General features: G+C 41.8%; 17 protein-coding genes and 1 other RNA gene. 10 read left to right on the top strand and 8 right to left on the bottom strand.

All coding sequences use genetic code 11. The features are described 5' to 3' along the window. Nucleotides 1-58 precede the first annotated feature (58 nt). The gene (gene sspA / locus ACSSVW_RS06430) at nucleotides 59-685 is read left to right on the top strand and encodes a stringent starvation protein SspA (protein WP_036971257.1); all 627 of its coding nucleotides are present in this window, start codon (nucleotides 59-61) and stop codon (nucleotides 683-685) included. Next, nucleotides 685-1,125 (top strand): ClpXP protease specificity-enhancing factor, encoded by a 441-nt coding sequence (locus ACSSVW_RS06425; protein ID WP_036971255.1) that lies wholly within the window; start codon nucleotides 685-687, stop codon nucleotides 1,123-1,125. The genes sspA and ACSSVW_RS06425 overlap by 1 nt, the downstream gene beginning before the upstream one ends. A gap of 69 nt (nucleotides 1,126-1,194) precedes the next feature. Here ACSSVW_RS06425 and dolP read toward each other — a convergent pair whose 3' ends face one another. The 4 genes from dolP to ACSSVW_RS06405 are packed head-to-tail and all read right to left on the bottom strand — an operon-like array spanning nucleotide 1,195 to nucleotide 4,654. Beyond that, the gene (dolP, locus tag ACSSVW_RS06420; protein WP_036971254.1) at nucleotides 1,195-1,761 is read right to left on the bottom strand and encodes a division/outer membrane stress-associated lipid-binding lipoprotein; all 567 of its coding nucleotides are present in this window, start codon (nucleotides 1,759-1,761) and stop codon (nucleotides 1,195-1,197) included. Beyond that, a complete protein-coding gene (locus ACSSVW_RS06415) occupies nucleotides 1,761-2,348 on the bottom strand; it encodes an SIS domain-containing protein (RefSeq protein ID WP_036971252.1) in 588 nt (195 codons plus the stop codon). The genes dolP and ACSSVW_RS06415 overlap by 1 nt, the downstream gene beginning before the upstream one ends. 31 nt (nucleotides 2,349-2,379) lie before the next feature. Then, nucleotides 2,380-2,751 (bottom strand): YraN family protein, encoded by a 372-nt coding sequence (locus ACSSVW_RS06410; protein WP_036971250.1) that lies wholly within the window; start codon nucleotides 2,749-2,751, stop codon nucleotides 2,380-2,382. Between the two features lie 25 nt (nucleotides 2,752-2,776). After that, nucleotides 2,777-4,654: a penicillin-binding protein activator gene (locus tag ACSSVW_RS06405; protein WP_454179039.1), complete on the bottom strand. Its 1,878-nt coding sequence runs from the start codon at nucleotides 4,652-4,654 to the stop codon at nucleotides 2,777-2,779. A 61-nt stretch (nucleotides 4,655-4,715) separates the two neighbouring features. Between ACSSVW_RS06405 and rsmI the strand changes: the two genes are divergently transcribed. From rsmI to ACSSVW_RS06390, 3 genes are all read left to right on the top strand, one after another. Further along, nucleotides 4,716-5,573, top strand: coding sequence for a 16S rRNA (cytidine(1402)-2'-O)-methyltransferase (rsmI, locus tag ACSSVW_RS06400; protein ID WP_036971244.1), 858 nt, complete (start codon nucleotides 4,716-4,718; stop codon nucleotides 5,571-5,573). 42 nt (nucleotides 5,574-5,615) lie between these two features. Then, nucleotides 5,616-5,981, top strand: an RNA gene (gene rnpB, locus ACSSVW_RS06395) — RNase P RNA component class A. Between the two features lie 293 nt (nucleotides 5,982-6,274). Continuing rightward, a complete protein-coding gene (locus ACSSVW_RS06390; protein WP_454179038.1) occupies nucleotides 6,275-6,796 on the top strand; it encodes a hypothetical protein in 522 nt (173 codons plus the stop codon). Nucleotides 6,797-6,826: 30 nt separating this feature from the next. Here ACSSVW_RS06390 and ACSSVW_RS06385 read toward each other — a convergent pair whose 3' ends face one another. Both ACSSVW_RS06385 and ACSSVW_RS06380 read right to left on the bottom strand, forming a co-directional pair. Further along, nucleotides 6,827-8,353: a histidine kinase gene (locus tag ACSSVW_RS06385; RefSeq protein WP_454179037.1), complete on the bottom strand. Its 1,527-nt coding sequence runs from the start codon at nucleotides 8,351-8,353 to the stop codon at nucleotides 6,827-6,829. 4 nt (nucleotides 8,354-8,357) lie between these two features. Next, nucleotides 8,358-8,987: a response regulator transcription factor gene (locus ACSSVW_RS06380; protein WP_075594470.1), complete on the bottom strand. Its 630-nt coding sequence runs from the start codon at nucleotides 8,985-8,987 to the stop codon at nucleotides 8,358-8,360. Nucleotides 8,988-9,217: 230 nt separating this feature from the next. On the opposite strand from ACSSVW_RS06380, the gene ACSSVW_RS06375 reads away from it, so the two are divergent. Then, nucleotides 9,218-9,460 carry a YdcH family protein gene (locus tag ACSSVW_RS06375; RefSeq protein ID WP_036971241.1) on the top strand — a complete coding sequence of 81 codons (243 nt, stop codon included), beginning with the start codon at nucleotides 9,218-9,220 and terminating at the stop codon, nucleotides 9,458-9,460. Between the two features lie 171 nt (nucleotides 9,461-9,631). Continuing rightward, nucleotides 9,632-12,316 carry a M14 family metallopeptidase gene (locus ACSSVW_RS06370; RefSeq protein WP_454179036.1) on the top strand — a complete coding sequence of 895 codons (2,685 nt, stop codon included), beginning with the start codon at nucleotides 9,632-9,634 and terminating at the stop codon, nucleotides 12,314-12,316. A 49-nt stretch (nucleotides 12,317-12,365) separates the two neighbouring features. On the opposite strand, the gene ACSSVW_RS06365 is transcribed toward ACSSVW_RS06370, so the two are convergent. Both ACSSVW_RS06365 and ACSSVW_RS06360 read right to left on the bottom strand, forming a co-directional pair. After that, the gene (locus ACSSVW_RS06365; RefSeq protein ID WP_454179035.1) at nucleotides 12,366-14,192 is read right to left on the bottom strand and encodes a metallophosphoesterase family protein; all 1,827 of its coding nucleotides are present in this window, start codon (nucleotides 14,190-14,192) and stop codon (nucleotides 12,366-12,368) included. A gap of 52 nt (nucleotides 14,193-14,244) precedes the next feature. After that, nucleotides 14,245-17,001, bottom strand: coding sequence for a TonB-dependent receptor (locus ACSSVW_RS06360; RefSeq protein ID WP_454179034.1), 2,757 nt, complete (start codon nucleotides 16,999-17,001; stop codon nucleotides 14,245-14,247). Nucleotides 17,002-17,234: 233 nt separating this feature from the next. Here ACSSVW_RS06360 and ACSSVW_RS06355 point away from each other — a divergent pair, with 233 nt between their 5' ends. From ACSSVW_RS06355 to ACSSVW_RS06345, 3 genes are all read left to right on the top strand, one after another. Further along, nucleotides 17,235-17,774, top strand: a complete 540-nt coding sequence (locus tag ACSSVW_RS06355) for an RNA polymerase sigma factor (protein ID WP_230237437.1) — start codon at nucleotides 17,235-17,237, stop codon at nucleotides 17,772-17,774. A gap of 45 nt (nucleotides 17,775-17,819) precedes the next feature. Continuing rightward, nucleotides 17,820-18,701 (top strand): FecR family protein, encoded by an 882-nt coding sequence (locus ACSSVW_RS06350; protein ID WP_421419265.1) that lies wholly within the window; start codon nucleotides 17,820-17,822, stop codon nucleotides 18,699-18,701. Nucleotides 18,702-18,772: 71 nt separating this feature from the next. Then, the gene (locus ACSSVW_RS06345) at nucleotides 18,773-21,637 is read left to right on the top strand and encodes a TonB-dependent receptor (protein ID WP_454179033.1); all 2,865 of its coding nucleotides are present in this window, start codon (nucleotides 18,773-18,775) and stop codon (nucleotides 21,635-21,637) included. The last annotated feature ends 12 nt before the right edge of the window (nucleotides 21,638-21,649 follow it).

The raw sequence follows: 21,649 nt of genomic DNA, 5'->3' as shown, positions 1-21,649 counted from the left end.
ATTTTGTGATAGGGGCTTAAGCCCCTATTGCTGTTTTTGTAATATAATGGAGGTAGGCATGGCCGTAGCTGCCAATAAGCGCCCTGTAATGACCCTGTTTTCTGGTGCTAACTGTATGTATAGCCATCAAGTACGCATTGTACTTGCTGAAAAAGGTGTAAGTGTTGACATTCACCTGGCTGAAAAGGATAACCTGCCAGAAGCACTTCATGAAATTAACCCTTACGGTACAGTACCCACACTGATCGATCGTGAGCTTGGTTTATATCAGGCAAACATCATCATGGAATACCTTGATGAACGTTTTCCTCATCCTCCACTAATGCCTGTTTATCCGGTTATGCGTGGCCGTAGTCGCTTAATGATGCACCGTATTGATACTGATTGGTACAGCTTAGCGAATAAAATCACAAGCGGTAGCAGTGAAGCAGCACAAGCACGTAAAGAGCTAACTGAAGCATTACTTGCAATTGCACCAATCTTCTCTGAAGCGCCTTATTTCATGAGCGAAGAATTCAGCTTAGTTGATTGTTATTTAGCACCGCTATTATGGCGTTTACCTGAACTGGGCATTGAGCTTTCAGGTTCGGGAGCTAAAGAACTTAAAGAATACATGCTGCGTTTATTTGAGCGTGAATCTTTCCAAGCTTCATTGACTGAAGCAGAGCGTGAGATCCGTTTATAATGACGCCAAATCGTCCTTATTTACTACGCGCTTTCTTTGATTGGATTGTTGATAATCAGTGTACACCGCACCTTGTTGTGAACGCTGATTTTCCTGCTGTACAAGTACCAACGCAATTTGTTCAAGACGGTCAAATTGTCTTAAACATTAGCCCATCGGCAGTTACAAACTTTGCTATGGATAACCAACAGCTAAGCTTTAATGCCCGCTTTGGTGGTCAACCAATGCAAGTGTATGTGCCTATGGGGGCTGTGCTCGCAATTTATGCACGTGAGAATGGTGAAGGGACTGTATTTACTGCAGAAGAATTCATCGAGGACGAAGAAGAGTTTGCTCCGGTATTAGAAAGTGTTGAAACGCCTGACGATATTTCGCCAGATGATGAGCCACCTGCTAAGCCTGAGAAAAAGAAGGGTGCTCACTTACGAGTGATCAAGTAGCCTTTTCAAATGCTCAAAAAAAAACCCGCTTAAATGCGGGTTTTTTATTAATGACTATTGAGTGATTAACTATAAATACTCAAACACCTTAATGACACGCTCTACGCCTGAGATGTTACGGGCAACATCAACCGCTAAATTAGCCTCTGTATCGCTCACTAAGCCCATTAAAAATACCTCGCCATTCTCTGTGACAACTTTAATGTTATTGGCACTGATGTTCTCTGCGGTAATAAGCTGCGTTTTAACTTTTGAGGTTAACCACGAATCGTGAGTTTGCGTACTCATGCCTATATTTGAGCTGATGCGAATTTGATTATGAATTTTACGAATACCGTCAACACCTTCGATTGCTCGTTGCGCTTCGTCTTTCATTTCTTGGTTGGCGACTTGGCCTATCATCAGCACAATGCCATTAACGCTAACAACATTTACATTCGCGTATTTATGTATGCGCTCGTTTTCACTCAGTGCGATAGAGCTTTTTATTTCGATATTATTATCGTCAATTTGCGAGCCAATAGTACGACGGTCATTGGCCGCAGTGACAGCACCTGCGGTACCAGCAACAACTGCAGCTGCACAGCCTTGCAGCAATAAAATGGTACCAAGTACAATAAGAGACTGTTTAAACATTAATTTTCTTCCTGTGGGAATAAGGTTAAATCGATAAGCTCGCTCAGGCAGTGCAAGTTCACTAAATGAGATTCAACAATGCGACTAGGACGTTTTGATGGCACGCGGATTTCAACATCGTTAGGGCCAAGCAAGCCAACTAATTCACCCCCATCGTCACCTACTAAAACAATCACTTTCATATCGCGAGTTAAGGCCGCTTCTACGGCAGAAATTATTTGCTTTTCATTACCATTGACGGCGATAGCTAGCAGTAAGTCACCTTGTTGTGCGAAAGCACGGATTTGCCTTGCAAAGGTTTCGTGATCATCAATATTGTTGTTGGGACCTAAGTTAACTTGCTCCTGTGCCAAGGCTACTGCAGGTAAACATGGACGCTCAGTTTCGTAAAAGTTAATTAATAAACCAGCCATATGTTGTGCAAGCATATGGCAACTCGCGGTACCACAGCATAACAATTTATTACCATTGATAAGGCTTTGTGCAATGGTAAATGCCGCTGATTCAAGGGCGCTTGGGAGCACCTCGCCAGCCGCAATTTGAACTTGAATATTCTCGGTAAAAATCTTTTTTATTGTATCTTGCATAACCTACCAATTAAGCCGACGCCAAGAGGCGTTAGTACACATTTTTAAACCAGTTTATTTCGCTATTTAGTTCACCTGTTATGGCAACATAATCAATTCGCATAGCCTGATTTGATAATTTTTTTTCAGCAAGGTAATGGGCGATCGTTCGTCTAAGCCGTTGCTGTTTTTGCTTACTGAGCGCGTAATTTGCACCACCGCGAAGTTTGTTTTTTCTAAATTTCACTTCAACAAACACCAAGGTTTGCCCTTCGCGCATAATGAGATCAAGCTCACCATATTGGCATAAATAATTACGTCCAATGGCTGTTAGGCCATATTGCTTTAAATACTGCTCAGCCTGTTGTTCATAGTACAGGCCTTTTTCGCGGCTATTGTGCCACAATTGTTTAAACCACGACATGCTTTCATCCTTGTGCTGTCGTTACTTAATCAGCCGAATTAATCCCTGTTGCTGATTGCATAAATAACGGAATCGGTTGCTCTGTTGCTAATTCAACGGCAATGATTTGTTTGTTTTTGTACTGCGCCCAATCTAACGTACGGGTAACATACCCATTCGTTTCAATACTTAATTCGCCACTGATGCCAGCAAAACGTTTTCCTTGAATCATACTTAGTTGCTTAACATCACCTAATAGGCTGGTTGCATCATATGCCATGGCAAATAAGCGCTGACTTATATCTGTATTTTCAGGCCATAAGCGTTCGTATTGCTGACGCAAGTTATGCTGCTTTATCTGACCGTCAAGCATCCAAGGTAGTTCAGTAAAATACAGCCCTTCTAGATCACCTTTATCGGTACTGTCTATTTGTTTGCTATGGCTTTTAGAGCTTGCGTATAGCGGAATACGATCTGCGAAAGTACTTACATTAACATCTAAGTACGGTTTGATGAGGCGAGTTTCAGTTGCATCACCTAAAATATAAATAACATCAATATCGCTACGTGAGCGAGTTTCACTTTCGACTTCTTGCTTAAAGAGCGACTTAACCACTTGGATCCGCTCTTTACTTTGGTCCACTTCTAACAAGCCCGTGATAGTTTTTGGCATGTCATCTTTACCTGCGTAAAAACCAACTTGTGGTTTCACTTCACTGTAACGTTGCCATTGTTGGTTAAAGTACTCAACGAGGCGCTGGCCGTTACTGTTGTTTGGAGCAAGTAGCATTGGCTTTTGGTAACCAGCGGTTAAAAAGCGCTCTAACGCTTGTTGTATTTCGTGTTCAGGGCTTAATGCAAAGAAAAAATGCTGCTGTGAGATACGCTCACCCTCAAAACTATTAAGATGCATAACAGGGTAATCAATCAGCGTTTGTGCTGTGCTTAGCTTTTCAATATTACTTTTAAGCAATGGGCCAATCACAAAGTCAGCTTTAAATTCACTGAGTTTTAAGCTGATTTCAGCGGCAGAAAGTGATTCATCAATAAACAGTGTTTGTTCAAGTGGGTGAGTATCAAGTGCGGCAAGTACACCCGCTTTTAATGCGTCGCCTAAGCGTTCGTTAGCGCCTGATAGTGGAATAAGCACCGCTAAACGATTGACATTAAGAGGCTCAACTTGCACAAGCTCAGTGACTTTCTTAGGTAAAACCTCTGCGGCAGGGTGACCTGGATAGCGTCGCATCCAGTTATTCATCGCTTGATGCAATTCAACCGGCGCCCCTAAATACACTTGGTGATAAAGCGCCAGATTAACCCAACCTTGTTGTACCACCGAGCCGCGATTAAAGCGCTCAAGCGCATAAGAAGATAGTTGAGTAAGGCTTGCCCATAAGTCTTTATTTAAATCAGCAACCGTGAAATTATTTTCGTTGCTAATGGTTGATGCTGCAAAGTAATAAGGCATTGCTTGTTTAGGCATGCCTTGTGATGCATAAACGCGGGCCGTTAAATATTGATGCCATGCTTTATGCTCTGGCAAAGTGAGTTGTGATTCGAGCAACTGTAATTGCTCTAATGCGCGATCACTTTTACCTTGTTTCTCTTGTGCTAAAGCAATGTAAAGCTTGTTTTGAATTTGATCTACGCTTGGTGTGCTCTCGAGCTCAAAACAGATTGTTTCAAGCAATGACCAGCGCTGCTCAGTAATTGCTGCATCGCGAGCGGTATAAAGTAATTGAATTTTATCGGCACCTTGGCGATTTAACGCTGCTTGGTACATTGATTGCGCATCGGTTAGTTGTGATAGGGCTGTGTTTGCTTGCCCCGAATGATTTTCTGCCGTATTTGATGGTTTTTCGGTTGTGCTACAAGCCGATAACCCCGACAATACAATTAATAGACTAACAAGTTTAAGTCGCACAATGATTTCCCAATACGTTAACGCGATTTGCTTATATTACTGACTGACGCAGGAGACCTCAATGTTAAATGAGGAGAATTCAGATAAAATCGGCACTCTTTACATTGTAGCCACACCAATTGGCAACTTTGATGACATCAGCCAGCGTGCCATACAAACCCTATCTGAGGTTGACTTAATAGCCGCTGAAGATACTCGTCACACAGGAAAGTTGCTAAGCCACTTTAATATCAAAGCAAAAACCTTTGCTTTGCATGATCACAATGAAAAACAAAAAGCCCAGCAAATCGTCGATTGGCTAGAGCAAGGAATGAATATCGCGTTGGTTTCAGATGCAGGCACGCCACTGATCAGTGACCCGGGTTATGCCGTGGTAAACTTGTGTCGTGAGCAAGGTGCACATGTTACACCTGTACCTGGTGCATGTGCAGCCATTACGGCAGTGTGTTGTTCAGGTTTGCCGACCGACCGTTTTCAGTTTATCGGTTTTACACCTGCGAAAAGTAAAGCCAGACAAACTTTTTTTATTGAGGCTGTTAATTCAGGTATCACGAGCATTATGTACGAAAGTACCCACCGCATCATGGCAAGCCTTGATGATTTAGAAGCCGCATTAGGCTCAGACCAACCGGTGGTATTTGCCAAAGAATTGACCAAAACATTCGAAACTTTTTTCAATGGCAGCGTTGCTGAGCTAAAGCAGTTTTTAACGAATGATCCAACAAAGCAGCGCGGCGAAATAGTATTAATGCTGCCGGGTAAAGCGAAGCAAAGCGATGATATCCCAGAAGATGCCCGCCGTATGCTTGGCTTACTCGAAGCCGAAATGCCACTTAAAAAAGCCTGTGGCGTGGTTGCAGAGTATTTCGGTTTAAAGAAAAACGCGCTTTATAAAGCAATTATTGACGAAAAAGACTAATTCTTTACTGCACTCGGCTGCATGCTCAGGTATACTGCGCGCCGAGTCAGCCAAGATAATCGCTGCCTGCAACGAAAATGCGCAGGGGGAGGAAAGTCCGGGCTCCACAGGGCAGGGTGCCAGCTAACGGCTGGGGGGCGCGAGCCTACGACAAGTGCAGCAGAGAGGAGACCGCCAACTTCGGTTGGTAAGGGTGAAAGGGTGCGGTAAGAGCGCACCGGGCCACTGGTAACAGTTGGTTGCAAGGTAAACTCCACCCGGAGCAAGACCAAATAGGGTTCTATCATTTTAAATAATGAACGCGTGGCCCACGTGAGAACCGGGTAGGTTGCTTGAGCCATAGAGCGATTTATGGCCTAGACGAATGATTATCCACGACAGAACCCGGCTTACTGGCTGACTCACCAAATTAATGAAAGCCCACAGTGAAAACTGTGGGCTTTTTGCTATCTAAAAGAAAATCCATTCCGCGCATATAAAACAGCCGCTTACAGGCTAACTCACCACATTAAAGAAAGTCCGTAGTTAACGCCACGGGCTTTTTGTTTTGAATTGTGCGAGTCAGTCTGCTCTTATAGTTTTTAACTGATTATAGCGTATAGGAATTTTTCTTAGGCTTACTAAGAAAGCAGCCAATTACCATAACCGTGTGTTCTGTATATTCTTTTATCTTAAACGAGCTAAGATTAAAGGAATAAACAATGAGTATTATTGAGGGAAGCACTAAAGAGTTTGGTAATACAAGTGTGTTACTGCATAGCTTAGGATCTTCATGCTATAGAATTGAATGGTATAGCAGGATGACGGGGGCATCAACGAGCTTGGCTAAACTCACGCAGGGAAAGTACGTTGTGATCAGAAAGTGGGCACAAGCGCGAAATATGTCTGATGTGTCGAGTGAGTTTAACAGCAGGAATAGTGCGCTGATTCATTTTTTAAATAATGTCGATATTGTAAAGTCTCAAGATGAATGGATTATTGCAGCTAAGCAGCACTGTCTTAATTTATTCGTTGAAAATGAGGGGCTTAAACCAGTCACAAAAGCTAGTTTTCCAAAGCCCAGATTACAAGGTGCTATTGGTAAAGAAGTGGTGGTTAAATCGAAAGTAGGCGAAAAAGAAATCGCTCACGGCTTATTGCTGCAGCTTGTTGGTAATCAAGCTGAAATTCAACTTATGAATACCAAAAAGAAATATTATTCGAAACAGGTTTATATTCGTTAGGTACGTGTGATCATAGATCAAAAGTAACCTCTATTTTATAGCCATCACTTTCATCAATAGTATATTTGCCACCGAGCGCAATCGCCCGTTCTTCAATGAATGACAACCCATACCCCCCGAGTCGCAGCTTATACCGTTCGCTGTACCATTATCCTTTAATTCAAGTTGAATATGAGCATCGTTTGCTGTCAGGTTGAGTCTTAATTCGGTTGCTGTGCTATGTTTGATGCAGTTAGTAATTGCCTCTTGGCAAATACGATAAATAGCGGTTTGATGCTCATCAGAGAGTGTCGTTTTTAAGTTTAATTCGACCTTATAATTTATAGACGATTTATTAAGCAGAGATTTAAATCGGCCATTTTTTAGCGCTTGCTCTAAACCTAGTTCATCAAGCTCTCTTGGTCGAAGGTGATGCATGATCTGATAGACTGAGTCATACATCGCTTTGGCATTTTCTTTTAGTCCTGCTACAAGGGGACTTGTATCGTTTTGCTGCTCGATTGATAAAATGGTGAGATCAGTTTTAAGGGCTGTCAGGCTCTGACCTAGTTCATCGTGCAGCTCTTGAGACAGATATTTGCGTTCATTTTCTTGGACTGTCACCATGCGTTTGGCAAGTTGTCTATTTTTTTCCAGTAATGCCGTGAGCTTTTCATTGCTGTCTTGTAGTTGGTTATTTTTTAGTTTTAGCTCGCTTGTTGCTGTGCCTATTAATAGCCCTGTCACTGAATTAGCTATAATAAAAAGCTGGCTTATGTATGTATTGGTTGTGTCTTGAACAATAGCCGCTTCAGCGACAATTAAGCAATTACTGACAAATGCGCTAGAAATTGCGCCCGTAATGCCAAACTTATAAGAAAACCAAATAATAGGAAGGAGCGAGCAGAGGCGTAAAAGCGAATATAAGTCAGCATGGTTTACATAGATAAGTAAGTAAATGAGAGTGAGTGTTAATAAGCTGATTAAAATCAAGATATTATAGTAAGAGAGTATGCGTTTATAGTTATTGCTCAGTAGCAATAGGGCGGGAGCGATAAATAGCGCACCTGTCAGATCGCCTAATGTCATATTGAGTTTGTATTGTAATAACTGGCTATCCTTAAGCCACGTTGTAAATTCAAAGGCGCTCGAAAATAAAAACCATTTAAATGCAGCCGTGAATACGGCGAGTAATATGAGAGATAAAACGCCAGAATTAGAGTCAATTTTGGGTGGCCAGCGGTTCTCTTTAAAACCATACACAATAGCCATATAGGTTAGCTCTTGTAAAAAGCCGTGAAACAAATCGAAGTCCCATTCATTATTATAATAGACACCTAAATAGGCTGCATAAAGCCGAGACGTGAACCACAGTATGGGCCAAAACCTCAGGGGGAAAATTACGAAGAACGCAAGTTTTACTCCTGCAGGTAAGTAAATTGCACTACTTTGAGCTACGGTTTCTAAATGGTTACTTATCAACGATGAGCAATATAAACCGACAAAATACAGGATAAATGTTAATAATTGCTTCGATAACTCAATCACTACATTGACTGAGTTTACGTGTATTGGCATGCAGTTACGCCAGTTCATCAAGCGCTATTACCCCAGAGTCGATGGCAATTTTTAGTAAATCAAAAGAACTCGTAGATTCTAGTTTATTGTAGATATTGGTTTTATGGACATGAGCTGTTTTGGGCATCATATTAAGTTGCTGAGCAACTTGTTTAGCATTTAATCCTTTGGCAAATAAGGGGAAGGCTTCTCTTTCTCTTGGTGTGAGTAAATCGAGTTTGTTTGATGCAGAGGTCGCATTGAATTTTACATCTTCACTAATGTATCTGCCTCCTTTCATAATCGAATTGACTGCATCAATTAAAGCTTCCGATGCTGAGCGTTTAGACACATAGCCTAATGCACCAAGTTTTAAAGCATTACTCACATAGGGTTCGTAATCATACATGGAGGCAACGATGGTTTTTATTTCAGGAAATGTCGTGTTTAAATAAGATAAAAACGCCATTCCATTCTCACCTTCATGCATTGAAATATCGACAATAAACACGTCAGGTTGTTCTATCTCGACAGCAAGTTTTGCTTCATTGACTGAGCAGGCTTCGATGATAACGTGCCACCCAGATTGCAGCTCCAATAGTTTTTTAAAACTATCTCTTACCAATTGATGATCTTCGATAATACCTATACGCATGACTCTCTCCTTAGAGTTTTTATTATACATCTAATTCAATAAGTTATGTCTAGGAATTATTCTTATATAAATTAAAGCAACCGATCTATTGATTCATCTGTATTGGGGGCAATAGGGTATCTGTGCCTTATCGCCATCATTATTGATCTTGAACAAGGTTGCTACGTTGACTCTGTTTCACAGAATGATACAGTGAATTTGAACTTTAATTCTAGCCAAAGGAGCTGCCCATGCTAGGCGAAAAACACTCGTTATTGAATGAATTCCCAGAGTTTAATGAATTAATCCACAACCTTGCCAAAAGCGATGCCCATTTTAAAAATACCATGCAACGATACGATGACATGGATAAAGAAATTAGAGAGCTTGAGCTGAATAGTTCTCCGATTGATGACAGTGAAATGCATGAAAAGAAACACCAAAGAGCTGCGCTGAAAGACGAACTTTATGATTTCTTAAAAGCGAAAGCATAAAACAGAAAATGACACCTAATGCCCCTTGCTCTTATGACTCTCGCTGACAAGGGGTGTTATTTCCCAGTTAACCCTAATTTATACCTTTCTAACGCTTTTAATTCCCTTATTTTCAATAGTTTTATATGTTAGTAACTGTTTATTCAGATTTTTTAAATGGGTGGAATTTATATGTTTGCGAAGGGAGCAATCAAAGCCGTCTCACTGTGTATTATGGCTATGTCTGTCAGCCTGAGTGCCGCAGCAAGTATCAAAAATACAGAGACTATGTGGCCAGGCACGGTTTACAACACGGATATACCTACATTTAAGCAGGTTCTTGGTTATGATGTAGGTGAGCGCATTACTAATTACAACGATATGCGTCGTTATTTAACAGCCCTTGAGCAAGCCGCTCCTGAGCGTATTAAAGTTTTTAAGTATGCAAACAGCTGGGAAGGTCGTGAGCTTGTTTATGCGGTTGTTGGCACCGCTGAGCATATTCGATCATTAGGAACCCTTGCAAACAACACGCAAGCGCTGGCAGACCCGCGAAGTACATCTGCGAAAGATGCAAAGTCACTCATCAAAAACTTACCCACTTCAGTGTGGCTGCAGTATGCAGTACACGGTAATGAAATTAGCTCGACCGATGCGGCACTGTTCACCGCTTACCATTTATTAGCGGCACCGAACGATACCATTAACAGTAAAATATTAGAGAACACCGTTGTATTTATTGATCCCCTACAAAACCCTGATGGCCGTGAGCGCTTTGTTTCTCGCTATTATGCCACTGTCGGATTAGAGCACAGCGCAGACCGTTTAAGTGCAGAACATAATGAGCCTTGGCCTCGAGGTCGAGTTAATCATTATCTGTTCGATATGAATCGTGATTGGTTAGCACTTACTCAGCCTGAAACAAAGGGGAGAGTAGCTGCAATTAATAAATATAAACCTCAAGTGGTGGTTGATATTCATGAAATGGGCGGCGATCAATCATATTATTTTGCGCCGGCTGCTCAGCCATTCAATCCCCATATGACAAAAACGCAAATAGCTAATATGGATGCTATTGGCCAAAATCATGCTAAATATTTTGATGAGTTTGGCTTTGATTATTTTACCCGCGAAATTTTTGATGCTTTTTATCCTGGGTACGGTGATAGTTGGCCTGTATTTTATGGTGCGTCAGCATCAACCTACGAAGTAGGCTCTGCTCGCGGCCATGTTTTTGAAAAAAACACTGGTGAACTTCTCACTTATTTTAATACAGTGAAGCGTCAGTTTGTGGCATCAATTTCTACCGCTGAAGGTGCAGCTAATCAACGTGAGAAGCTACTTAATGACTTTTACCAATATCAAGTTGATGCAATTGATTCAGGTAAGAAGAGTAAAGAACGAGTGTATATTTTACCGAACCAAAGTAACCGTGAAGGAACGCATAAACTTGCTACGTTAATGGCTGAACACGGCGTAGAAGTTCAACAAGCAAATGAAGATTTCAAAGCATGCGGTGTTAAATACAAAGCGGGTAGCTACTTTATTGATACAGCGCAGCCGCGTGGTGTATTTGTTCGTACCACATTTACAGACCAAGTTGATATGGCTGAAGCCTTTGTAAAAGAGCAAGAAAGACGCCGTGCTCGTAACCTAGGCGACGAAATTTATGATGTCACAGGCTGGTCGCTACCAATGATGTTTAATGTTGATAGCGATAGCTGTAGTAAGGCTGTGAGCGCTGACAGTAAAACGGTTCAGGCTAACGACACACTGATTGGTAAAGTGAATAACCCAGAAGCCTCAGTGGCTTATATTGTTGCTTGGGGCGACACGGCCGCTGCACGCTTTTTAACCGCAGCGCTGCAAGCAGGCGTTAAGCTTAAAAGTGCTGACCAAGCATTTGTATTAGGTGATAAAACTAACTACCCAGCGGGCAGTTTAGTGATTGAAAAGCGCTTAAACGATAAAGACTTACTGACTAAGATTAGTCAAATTGCAGAGCAAACAGGTGCCATAGTCGATGGTGTTGATTCAAGCTGGGTGATTGATGGCCCCAGCTTTGGTAGTAATAAAACAGTACCAATGGTGGCGCCAAAAGTGGCGATTGCATGGGATGTACCTACCAGTGAGCTAAGCGCTGGTAACACCCGTTTTGTTATAGAAAGACAGCTCGGCTATCCGGTAACGGCTATTCGTACACCAATGCTTGCATGGGCTGATTTAAGTGATTACCAAGTGTTGATTTTACCGGAAGGTAATTACGAGCAAGCATTAGGTAAATCGGGCGCGGCTAATTTAAAAAGCTGGGTTGAAGCTGGTGGCGTGTTGATTGCTCTCGGTAATGCAAACCGCTTTACCACCCATGCTGATTACGGCTTATTAGATGTTAAGCGCGAGCAAGCCTACCGAGAAGAAAAAGCCGACAGCAGCGATGATAAAAGCAGTAAAGTGGCAGGGCAGTTATTCGCTTCTCGTGATGATTTAAAAGCAGCGAGCATCGAACCACACACCTCGCCAGACTATGTAGCCGGTGTACTTGCTAATGTTGAAGTAGACCAAGAGCATTGGTTAACCGCAGGCGTCGATAAAAATTTAGTGGCGGTGGCTTACGGTAATGATATTTACACGCCAATTAAACTTAACTCAGGCAAAAACTTGGCGTGGTTCACTGGTAAAGACGATGTACTGGCGAGTGGTTATTTGTGGCAGCAAAACAAAGCTCAGCTAGCTTACAAGCCGCTCCTTGTTCATCAACCACTAGGTAAAGGCATGGTGATAGGCTTTACACAATCACCGACGTATCGCGCCTACCTTGAAGGCATGAATGTATTGCTCACTAACACGATTTTCCGTGCTGCGGCTCATGCTCAGTAATAAGTAATATTAATAAAAACGGCACCCTCTTAGGTGCCGTTTTTATTTGTTAGGAGCGGCATGCTTTTGCTAGTTTATTCGTTTTTAAGTTTAGATCAATGATCAAGCAGCGATCGTTTTCACCTTGTGCTAGTTTTTCAAAAATAGCGAATGCTTTGCTAAGGCCTACTTTAAAGGTACATATATCAACGTCTTGTGCTATTTTATTCCCCTTTTTTGGTAAGCATTGCCCCATAGCATCTAAGTGGTGAGCCATGAGCTTGTAGGCTTTAAAGTGTGTTTCTGAAATATCTTCAAGCGCTAAAGACCCCGCATTTCTCAATAAGTAAAAGTCGCGAATAAAATCAAATAGACTGACCTTTTTGAGAAGGGCATCAGATGTTTGCGTTAATGAGAGAGGTGTTTGGCTATCGTAAAGTGTTAATAACTCATGAAAGCTGTATGCGAGTAACTGGGTTCTAAAACTTTCAGGCCATTCACTCGGTATAAAACGCCACTTTGCGAGTCCTGCGAGATGTTGCAGCGTAAATTGGTGATAGTTATTGCTTTGTAGGATATCAGAAAGCCATTTTTCATCTTGGTTATGCTCTTCTAAGTAATTGTATTCCTTTTTATAAGCCGGGAATAACGTATCAAAGTTCGCAATAGAATCGAGTAAAACGGTATCTACTTTCGCTTCACTTCCTGTAATACTAACAAGCTTGTAAGCAGGGCGGTAAGCGCTTATAGATGGGGCTTGAATATTATAAAGGGTATTCTGCTTAGCTTTAATAATACTGGTGTCATTCATATGCATGTGCCCCCCAATATGTAAGCGTAGACCAGTGTTTGCTAACGTACTTTGTGTATTGGTTGTCGGTTCTCTCTTTAGCTGAAAAGCATGGTCATTGAACAAATCTTTAATTGATGCGCTTTGTTGATCGTAAAACTCTCCCATCGGAAAGTGGCTAAACGCTATCAGTGTTTTGTGTTGCTCTTTTGCTGCAGTAACAAGCTGTTTTATCCAACTTAATAAGTACGGTTTTTCAGTTAAGACCTTGTTGTATCCTGCATTGCCTGAACCCTTGAAAGTAAGTTGATTGTTTTTAAACTCAGGTAAATAAACATTGGCATCGATAGCTAAAAGCCATAATCCTGCAACAGGTTCAACAAGGTAACTCGTATCAGGGAGCATTACGCACTGCTTATTATCATTAGTGCATTGTTGGTACTGCCGCTCGGCTAAAGAAGCGTGATTATTTAAAAAAGGTGTTTGCCATAGCAAGTCTTGGCTCTGTGGCGTTAAACCAAATTCAGACATCGCGTCCATAATTTCTTGATAGCCACCGTGACTAATAGCATCATCGCAAAACAAGAAATCGGTATGAGGGCCTTTACACATAGCGTGGCCTTTACTAAAAATAGCCACCTCGCGTCCCTCACTATTTAAAAAATCTGATTTTCCAGCATGGGTTCGTATTGGCTTAACGGGATCATGATTCCCCGGAATAGCAAAAAAGCGCATGCCATAGCGTTTTGTGTATTCACTTAATAGAGCCTTTAGGCCCTGTAAGTGAACAGGCTGCCCGTCATCGGTAAAGTCGCCAGGCAAGGCGACTAATTTCACGTTACGCGCTGCAATATCATCGAGTGCGGCGATGAGTGCAAAGTAGTTTTCATTGAATAATCTGGTTGAATGGAGTTGTGCCTTCATACTGCGGATTGTGACAGGCTTTGTATGGTTATCGAGCGCAATGCCTTTAAATCCAGCATGACTAAAGTCAGCATAAATATCATGAAAGTGAATGTCGGGAATAAAGGCTATTTGTGTGTTTAGTTCTTTTGCATTGAGCTTAAACGTCACAATAAGTATTAAAAAAAGTGTAAATAATCGCATTGTATATGCCTTGCTATAAGGATAACGGGGCACTTAGGCCCCGACGATACGCTTAGAAGCTGCCGCGGAGGCCTAACGAGAAACGACGACCTGAAAACTCATACATCGTTGGGAACACCGGAGCGATGGTGTAGCCAGTGGTTTCTTCATCAGTGATATTAATGCCCTCAAGAGTGACTTTTATTGTGTCGTTGATTTGATAACCAAACGAGATATCTGTTTGGCCATATGCATCACGGTAAACGGGGTACATATCGCGCTCAATATACTCAACATATTTGTCTTTGTAGTTGTAAGAGATGCGCGCATCAAAGCTGTCATTTTCGTAATAAAAAGTAATGTTATAGGTTTCGTCTGCTAAGCCTTCTGGTGGTGTTGGTATCGCTAAATCAGACGCACCCGTGAGTGAATTATCTAACGTCGTGTAGTTAGCATTTATACCAAAACCTTGTAACATTGGGTGGAAACGAGCAAAAGGAATTTGTGCAATAAATTCAATACCACTTACATCGTATGAACCCTCAGCGTTTACTTTTTGGTAGACGTCGAAGTCGTACACACCGTCGACAGTACCGTTATCATTATATTTAGTTACGTCAGTCACAACACCGGTTAAGGATTCACGAACAACGCCTTCAATTTCTTTTTCGAAATAAGACACTGCAAGTAAACCACCTTCTTCTAGGTACCACTCTAAACCGGTTTCCCATTGATCAGCGTAGGTTGGTTTTAAATCTGGGTTACCGTCACGGTATTTAAACTCGCTTAAACTTACCGTGCGTTTATAAGCAATATCAGTCAGGGCAGGGCGAATAAAGGTTTCTGATGCTGCAGCGCGAAATAATAAATTATCAGTAAGCTCTAAGCTAAAGTTAAGACTTGGTAGCGTCTCTTTGTAGCTACCTTCTTTTGAGATAGGTGCCGACGTATAACCTGTGCTGCCGTTATCACTTTGCACTTGGTGATAACCCGATGAATCAACATTCGTATCAATATATCGAACACCCGCATTCAAAGTGGCAGGTAATGTGCCTATTTCAAATGCAAAGTCTGCCATCGCATAAATAGCGGTTGTTTTTTCAGAGACTTCGTAGAATTGATCGGGGGCGTACTGAACTCCAAAACCATCATAACGCAATTCACTACGTGCATAGTTATTGGAAATTTGGCTCCAATCTTGTTTAGATGATACTGCTGATAAATATTCGCCACCAGATACTAGATCTGAAATTACTGTGAGCTCGCTATCGGCTAAAGTGCGTGTACCAACCCATGATGAATCATCAGCAGAAGCACCTGTTATGCGGTTTGTACCATAATTACGTTGTTTTGATTTGTCGGTGTAGCGTGCACCAAATTGCACTTTAGATAACGCAGGGAAAAAATCTAACTGGAAATGGCGACTAAAATCGAGCTGAGCCGCATATTTGTCATCAGAGATATCTTCTAAATTGACCTCGTAGTAATCGAATGTATACGCTTCTGGTGAGTTATACATATCAAATGTATTAGGGTTATCGCTGGCAATGGTTTCACCACCTGTTGATGTATAGCGAGAACGCGTTGGGCGATAAGCGGTGTGTTTGAGGTTGGTCGTTTCTGCCAGTTTATCTGCGCCACTATAACCAACAACGCCGTAAACTTCCCAGTCACCTAGCATCCAATCAAGGGTTAAACTGAACTGTTGGTAATCTGTATCACTGCTGTTCTCTTTACTTAAAAACTCATGCTGAGTTGCTGCGTAGTTCACATCTGTGAGTACGGTGATGCCATAGTCAGACAACGTGTTATCATCGTAACTATTTATTTTTTCAAGTGAACTTATACTTGAAGCAGAGTAAGCCGCAGCATCATATTCATCTTCGTGATTATCAAAGTTACCAAGTAGCGCATCAAAAGTAAGGCTAAATTCACTGCTAGGTTTGTATTGTAGTGATAAGGTAGCGCCCCACTTTTCTTGTTCTGTCAGGTAAGCACGATCGCCAACTTTATCAAGAAATACCACGCGACTTGTTTCGTCTTTATCAAAACGGTCATTAATACTGATACCAGTATCGCGCTCTAAAACGTCAGCAGCTTGGTCTGATTGCCATTGTGACGAACCTGATTTTTCTAACCAGCGAGATAATGGGCGAAAGTTAATGCCAGAGTTGCTGTCAGTTCTGTTGGTACGCTCTGAGTAAGCAAATGAAGCCAGGGCTCCCCAGTTACCAAAGGTATCACTCGCTAAAAATGCAAATTTAGGATCGCTCTTTTCTGAAATGTCGTTATAGGCGCCTTCAACGGATGCCACAAGTTGGCGACCATCATAGTCAAATGGTCGTGCCGTTGTTATTGCGACAGAGCCCGCAATACCGCCTTCTTCATCAGCCGCTGTTGGTGACTTTTTAACTGTAACACTTTGAATAATTTCGGAAGCGAACATATCAAATTCAACATCTCGACCACCACTGCCTGAGGCTGTCGCAAGATTATTGATTGATACAAATGTAAACTCAGACGGTAAACTACGTACATTTACTTTTTGACCTAGACCTTTATTACGCTCTATGGTGACACCCGGCATACGCTGCAAGGCTTCGGCTAAATTTTGCTCAGGGAAGTCTGCTATGTCAGAAGCGACAATTGAATCTGAAAAGCCGATATTGGTGCGTTTTAAATCAATTGCTTTTTCTAAACTCTTTACGTAGCTGCCAGTGACAACAATTTCTTCAATCGGCTCTTGGTTTTGTTCTGCGTAAGCGGGAGCGATTACTAATGAGCCAACAGCAAGTGCTAAAGGCGATAATGAAAATGCACGGTAAGTCATGAGGGTTAATTCCTGTTAAATGCAATATTTGGTTTAAATTCGCCTCTAAAGACGATGCATTAACAAAGAAGGGGACCAATTTTTAAATGAAGCTTTTGTGACATTTTTAAGTCGAGAATTACGTAAAACTGTCACTCAATATTCATCATACCGTTGTCCCCTTTAGGTTAGGATTCGCGTCATACCTAGATAAACAAGCTAGCCTCATCACTAAAATTATGTCTCTATCTTCAATGACTAACGGTTTAAATAATACAGCTTCTGTACATAGTAGAGCGCTATTGCAATGCTTTATTGCTAATCAAGACGCATTAAAAGGATTTTTTTGCAAAGCAGTGAGTGAGCGTGCCGATGCCGATGATTTGTTTCAAAAGTTGCTATTAAAGGCACTTAACTCTGAACACTTAGACCCGATAGATAATCCGCTCGCGTATGGTTATCGTATGGCGCAACATCTGGTGATTGATCATCATCGTCAACAAAGTAAATCTCCTGAAACTTTAGAGCATGAGCCGCATTGCGAAGCATTATCGCTTGAGTCAGCGCTTGAATATGAACAACGTATTGCACTTTACCAACAAATTTTGTTGCAAATGCCAGCACTGCGCAGAGATGTATTTATTCGACGCCGTATTAAAGGCCAAACACGGGCAGAAATTGCGAGTAGCTTGGGGTTGTCTGAAGAAGCTGTGAAAAAACATATTTCGCGGGCAATGGAGATGCTGAAAAATGCCATGGCTGAGCATTTTTTAGTGCACGAATGTCCCCGTTAGGGCGGTTAAATCGTCATATTAACATTACGAGTAATTGAGATAGCGATGAACTCTTCACATCAACATGATTATGAATCGGATAATGCATTGGAAAAAGCCATTTGGGACGATGCGGCGTTATTAGCTGCGCTTGAGCTGGTGGGCACGCAACAGGATGAACAACTTGCACGAGCTAAAAAGCGTCGTCGTTTAGCGTTGTATTCTTGGGGAGGAGGTGCTGTCGCAGCATGTTTTGCGGTCGTTATGTGGGCGCTGATACCTACTTATGAACCGCCGCATTTACCAGCAGTAAACACGGTAACTGCCAAGCAGTTTATCAGCGAAGAAGCCCAAGATGTGAGCTTGTCTGATGGCACTTTGGTTGCGATGAATGTGCATTCTCAACTTGAATTTAGTGAAAACAACCAAGCCCGCAAAGCGATTCTAAGTAAAGGCGAAGCGTATTTTTCTGTACATCGTGATGAATCGCGTCCATTTACAATCGATGTAGGCAATGCGAGTATCGAAGTGCTTGGTACAGCTTTTAATGTTGATAAAACATTGCGAGAAACCTTAGTGGATGTTTTTCATGGGAAGGTTTCTGTTACTAGCTTGGATGGTTCGCAGCATGTTGAATTAGTAAAAGGGCAGCGCGCACGAGTGAGCGACTCTGCAATAAACGTATCACGATTTAATGCGTTACAACCTGATTGGCAAGAAGGTTGGTTAGATTTAGATAACGTGTCTATTAATGATGCTTTATTTCAATTAAATCGTTATAGCAAAAAGCCAGTGGTTTTAAATAATGTGTCTAGTGATATAAAAGTCAGTGGCCGCTTTGCGATAGACGATATACTCGGTGCAGCAAAGCTGATAGCTCAGTTAAATACGCTTAAAATTAAACAGTTTCCTGACAGCATTGAGTTAAGTGAAAAGGCCGAAAACTGACATGATTTCGTCATAAACTTTTCATCGGAAATAGGCACAATATACTCCTCTAGTTATGAGGATGTAAGTTAATGAGGTGCATTTGCTGTTGTATTTTAATGCTGCTTGGTATGTTCACTAAGCAGCTTTATGCTGCACAAAGCACGCTAAAGGCGCAGCTCATCGCTTTGGCAGAGCAATATCAAACAGCGATCATCTACCCAGACGACCTAGTCAGCTCAGTGATTTTACAAGTGCCATTGACTTCTAAAGCTGACAGTTTAGAAGCAAGCCTAGATGCGCTGCTATTAAAAAACGGCTTTATCTGGCAACAAACTACGTCAGGCATTGTTGTTTTAAAGTCCATTCAATTAGACACAAATATTAAGTCACAGCCTTTGATGGAAGAAGTGACCGTAACGGGCGATAAAGCAAGTCACGCGGTTTCGCATGTTTATGATAGCAATTATCAACAAAGTGCCTATTACGCGCAGCAGCAAAAGCAAAATTATATAGGTGAAGCTGATTTTGCCAGTGGTGCTATGTTGTCCTTATTACCCGCGGAGAATTTGGCAGAGGCGCTTCAAGCGATCCCTGGCGTGAGTATCTCCCGGGACCGAGGTGAGGCACTAAATATTAATGCGATGGGGCTAGGACCTGAGTATCAATTAACTCTGTTAAATGGGCATCGATTAGCAAATACTGAAAATGTTCGCAATTCAAATCAATATGGTCAGCAGTACCGCTTTGATACCTTCAGTGCAGAACTTTTTTCGAATATTGCGGTGTATAAACTGGCGGATGCAAGATTACCAAGCGGAGCTGCGGGAGCAACTGTTAATTTAATGAGTGATGATCCGCTCTCACTTAATAGTAATCACTTTAAGGCAACCCTAACCAGTGCTGCGCTTGCGGGAGATCGTAATTTTCAACCAAGCTTTGGTTTAACGAGTAATGCTATTTCAGCTGATGGCAAATTGGCTGCGTTAGTTAAATTTAATTATGAAAATCGCCTACAAAGACAATTTCAATTCGAAACTTGGCATTGGGGCGAGAATGGTGGTGCACCAGATAGCTATCACTGGAAAGAACTTGATGATACCAGTTTAGTTCCCACTGATACGCTAGCGCTTACCATTGAAAATGAGGATAGAACTCGCACTAGTTACTACGCAAATATTGCCTGGCAGCCCCACCCACAATTTGAACTAAATACACTATGGCTTCGGTCAGATACTGATTTTACCTATGATGAGCATCGACTTTCTATTAATCCTCTTAATGAACATGCAGAAGCGACACGCGATGAGAAGAAAAACAGCATCCAAAACATGCAATTTAATGCTGCACAAGGTAAATCTTCACGAGAAGAGTCGGGTCTGTATTACCATAATCAGACGCTGCAAATAATGCCCACATGGTACGCAAAGGATGAAACGCATTGGCGAATAAGTCCTTTTTATAGCCACAGTGAATCGTTAAGTGCAACTCAAACCCCAATTACGCGGACTCATGTAGGGCTAAAACCAGTACCAGCAACGGTTGCTATCTCTAAAAAACAAGTCGCGCAGTATGAGTTCGCAACTAATTTAGCCCTCGTTGATAGTTACTCACGCTTGTCACAATTGAGTCGCCGTATGATTGAGGTTAATGACGAAGTTACAGAATGGGGAGTGGACAGTGTATGGCAAATAGCATCAACATGGGGATTATCGAATCTGCAATTTGGTACAGAAAAATCCGAACAGTCACATAGATATCAACGCCAAGATATTAGTTTGTCGAGTTCACAGTTAGCGACTTTGCCTGCGCTTGATGGTCGTTGGCTAGTGCCATTGACTCACGCATTTAAAGCTGATTTTTTGTCGCAGCCAGTGCAACCTTGGTTGATTCCAAAGCGTGATCTTTTACAGTTATATGATATTGAGTTGCCCTTTGGTGAGCGACACGAAAATGATCATTTAAATAGTTATGAAACTGAATTTACAGCCTATGAAAGCTATGTTCATAGCGTATGGCAGATACCTTATTTAGAAAACTTAACTGCGGCATTTGGGCTTAGACACAGTAATACAAAAAGCCATACATTAGGGCATCAACTTGATGAACGTGGTCAATTAAAAACGTTATCAGAGCAGGTAAAGTTTGCGATGTGGTTACCCTCGTTTAGTTTAAAATGGCAATTTTCTCCACACTGGCTTGGTAGATTAGGCTATAGTCGTTCAGTAAATCGACCTAATTATTCTGATTTAAATCCTAAGCTTCATGTGAATTCAGGTGGTTTGCCGTATGCTGTGTTAGGCAACCCAGCCTTAGAGCCTGTCGTTGCTAACACCACCAGTATGTCGCTAAACTGGTTAGGTGAAGAAAATAGCCTGCAACTTATGACATTTAATCATCAACTCGATAACTTTATTGTTGATCAAATAAAAACCGTTACTTATCAACAGCAGGATTACTCAGCTCTGCAAGCAAATAATGATGGTCAAGCAACGATCACTGGACTGCTATTCAGTGCTGATTGGCGATTGCCATTCCTATCAGATAACTCAGTGCAAACCAGTATGATAACGAGCGTGAATCAGTTGGTGGACGCGAAGTTAACGGCAGAGCAAATTAATAACCCTGATATTGAAGGGGTGTCAGAGCTGACTGCAAATCTGCGCTTAATGTTTAATGCAAAGAAGTGGCAAGGTGCCGCCAATATTAATTACCGTAGTGAGTTTTTAGAGCAGCGAGACTTATCGAACAATGCTGATGTATATGTCGATGATTTTACGAGTGTCGACTTAAGTTACAGCTGGTTTTTCTCTGATGCGGTCGCACTGCGGTTTGATATTTTTAATGCAACAGACAAAAGACTTGTTCGAGAAGTGCAAACAAACGATGCAACATCCCTCATGAAAGTAGAGCAATTTGGTCGCCGTTTTGTACTTAGCCTTGCACTGACTCTGTAAAGAAAATCCATC

The sequence above is a fragment of the Pseudoalteromonas sp. MBR-15 genome (assembly GCF_053628915.1).
This window is presented reverse-complemented; position numbering and strand designations above follow the sequence as displayed.

What these genes read in the sequence shown, in the direction of transcription:
- sspA (WP_036971257.1), top strand. Translation starts at nt 59, where the DNA reads ATGGCCGTAGCTGCCAATAAGCGCCCTGTAATGACCCTGTTTTCTGGT.
- ACSSVW_RS06375 (WP_036971241.1), top strand. Translation starts at nt 9,218, where the DNA reads ATGCTAGGCGAAAAACACTCGTTATTGAATGAATTCCCAGAGTTTAAT.
- ACSSVW_RS06355 (WP_230237437.1), top strand. Translation starts at nt 17,235, where the DNA reads ATGACTAACGGTTTAAATAATACAGCTTCTGTACATAGTAGAGCGCTA.
- ACSSVW_RS06415 (WP_036971252.1), bottom strand. Translation starts at nt 2,348, where the DNA reads ATGCAAGATACAATAAAAAAGATTTTTACCGAGAATATTCAAGTTCAA.
- ACSSVW_RS06425 (WP_036971255.1), top strand. Translation starts at nt 685, where the DNA reads ATGACGCCAAATCGTCCTTATTTACTACGCGCTTTCTTTGATTGGATT.
- ACSSVW_RS06365 (WP_454179035.1), bottom strand. Translation starts at nt 14,192, where the DNA reads ATGCGATTATTTACACTTTTTTTAATACTTATTGTGACGTTTAAGCTC.
- ACSSVW_RS06385 (WP_454179037.1), bottom strand. Translation starts at nt 8,353, where the DNA reads ATGCCAATACACGTAAACTCAGTCAATGTAGTGATTGAGTTATCGAAG.
- rsmI (WP_036971244.1), top strand. Translation starts at nt 4,716, where the DNA reads ATGTTAAATGAGGAGAATTCAGATAAAATCGGCACTCTTTACATTGTA.
- ACSSVW_RS06380 (WP_075594470.1), bottom strand. Translation starts at nt 8,987, where the DNA reads ATGCGTATAGGTATTATCGAAGATCATCAATTGGTAAGAGATAGTTTT.
- ACSSVW_RS06390 (WP_454179038.1), top strand. Translation starts at nt 6,275, where the DNA reads ATGAGTATTATTGAGGGAAGCACTAAAGAGTTTGGTAATACAAGTGTG.
- ACSSVW_RS06410 (WP_036971250.1), bottom strand. Translation starts at nt 2,751, where the DNA reads ATGTCGTGGTTTAAACAATTGTGGCACAATAGCCGCGAAAAAGGCCTG.
- ACSSVW_RS06360 (WP_454179034.1), bottom strand. Translation starts at nt 17,001, where the DNA reads ATGACTTACCGTGCATTTTCATTATCGCCTTTAGCACTTGCTGTTGGC.
- dolP (WP_036971254.1), bottom strand. Translation starts at nt 1,761, where the DNA reads ATGTTTAAACAGTCTCTTATTGTACTTGGTACCATTTTATTGCTGCAA.
- ACSSVW_RS06370 (WP_454179036.1), top strand. Translation starts at nt 9,632, where the DNA reads ATGTTTGCGAAGGGAGCAATCAAAGCCGTCTCACTGTGTATTATGGCT.
- ACSSVW_RS06345 (WP_454179033.1), top strand. Translation starts at nt 18,773, where the DNA reads ATGAGGTGCATTTGCTGTTGTATTTTAATGCTGCTTGGTATGTTCACT.
- ACSSVW_RS06350 (WP_421419265.1), top strand. Translation starts at nt 17,820, where the DNA reads ATGAACTCTTCACATCAACATGATTATGAATCGGATAATGCATTGGAA.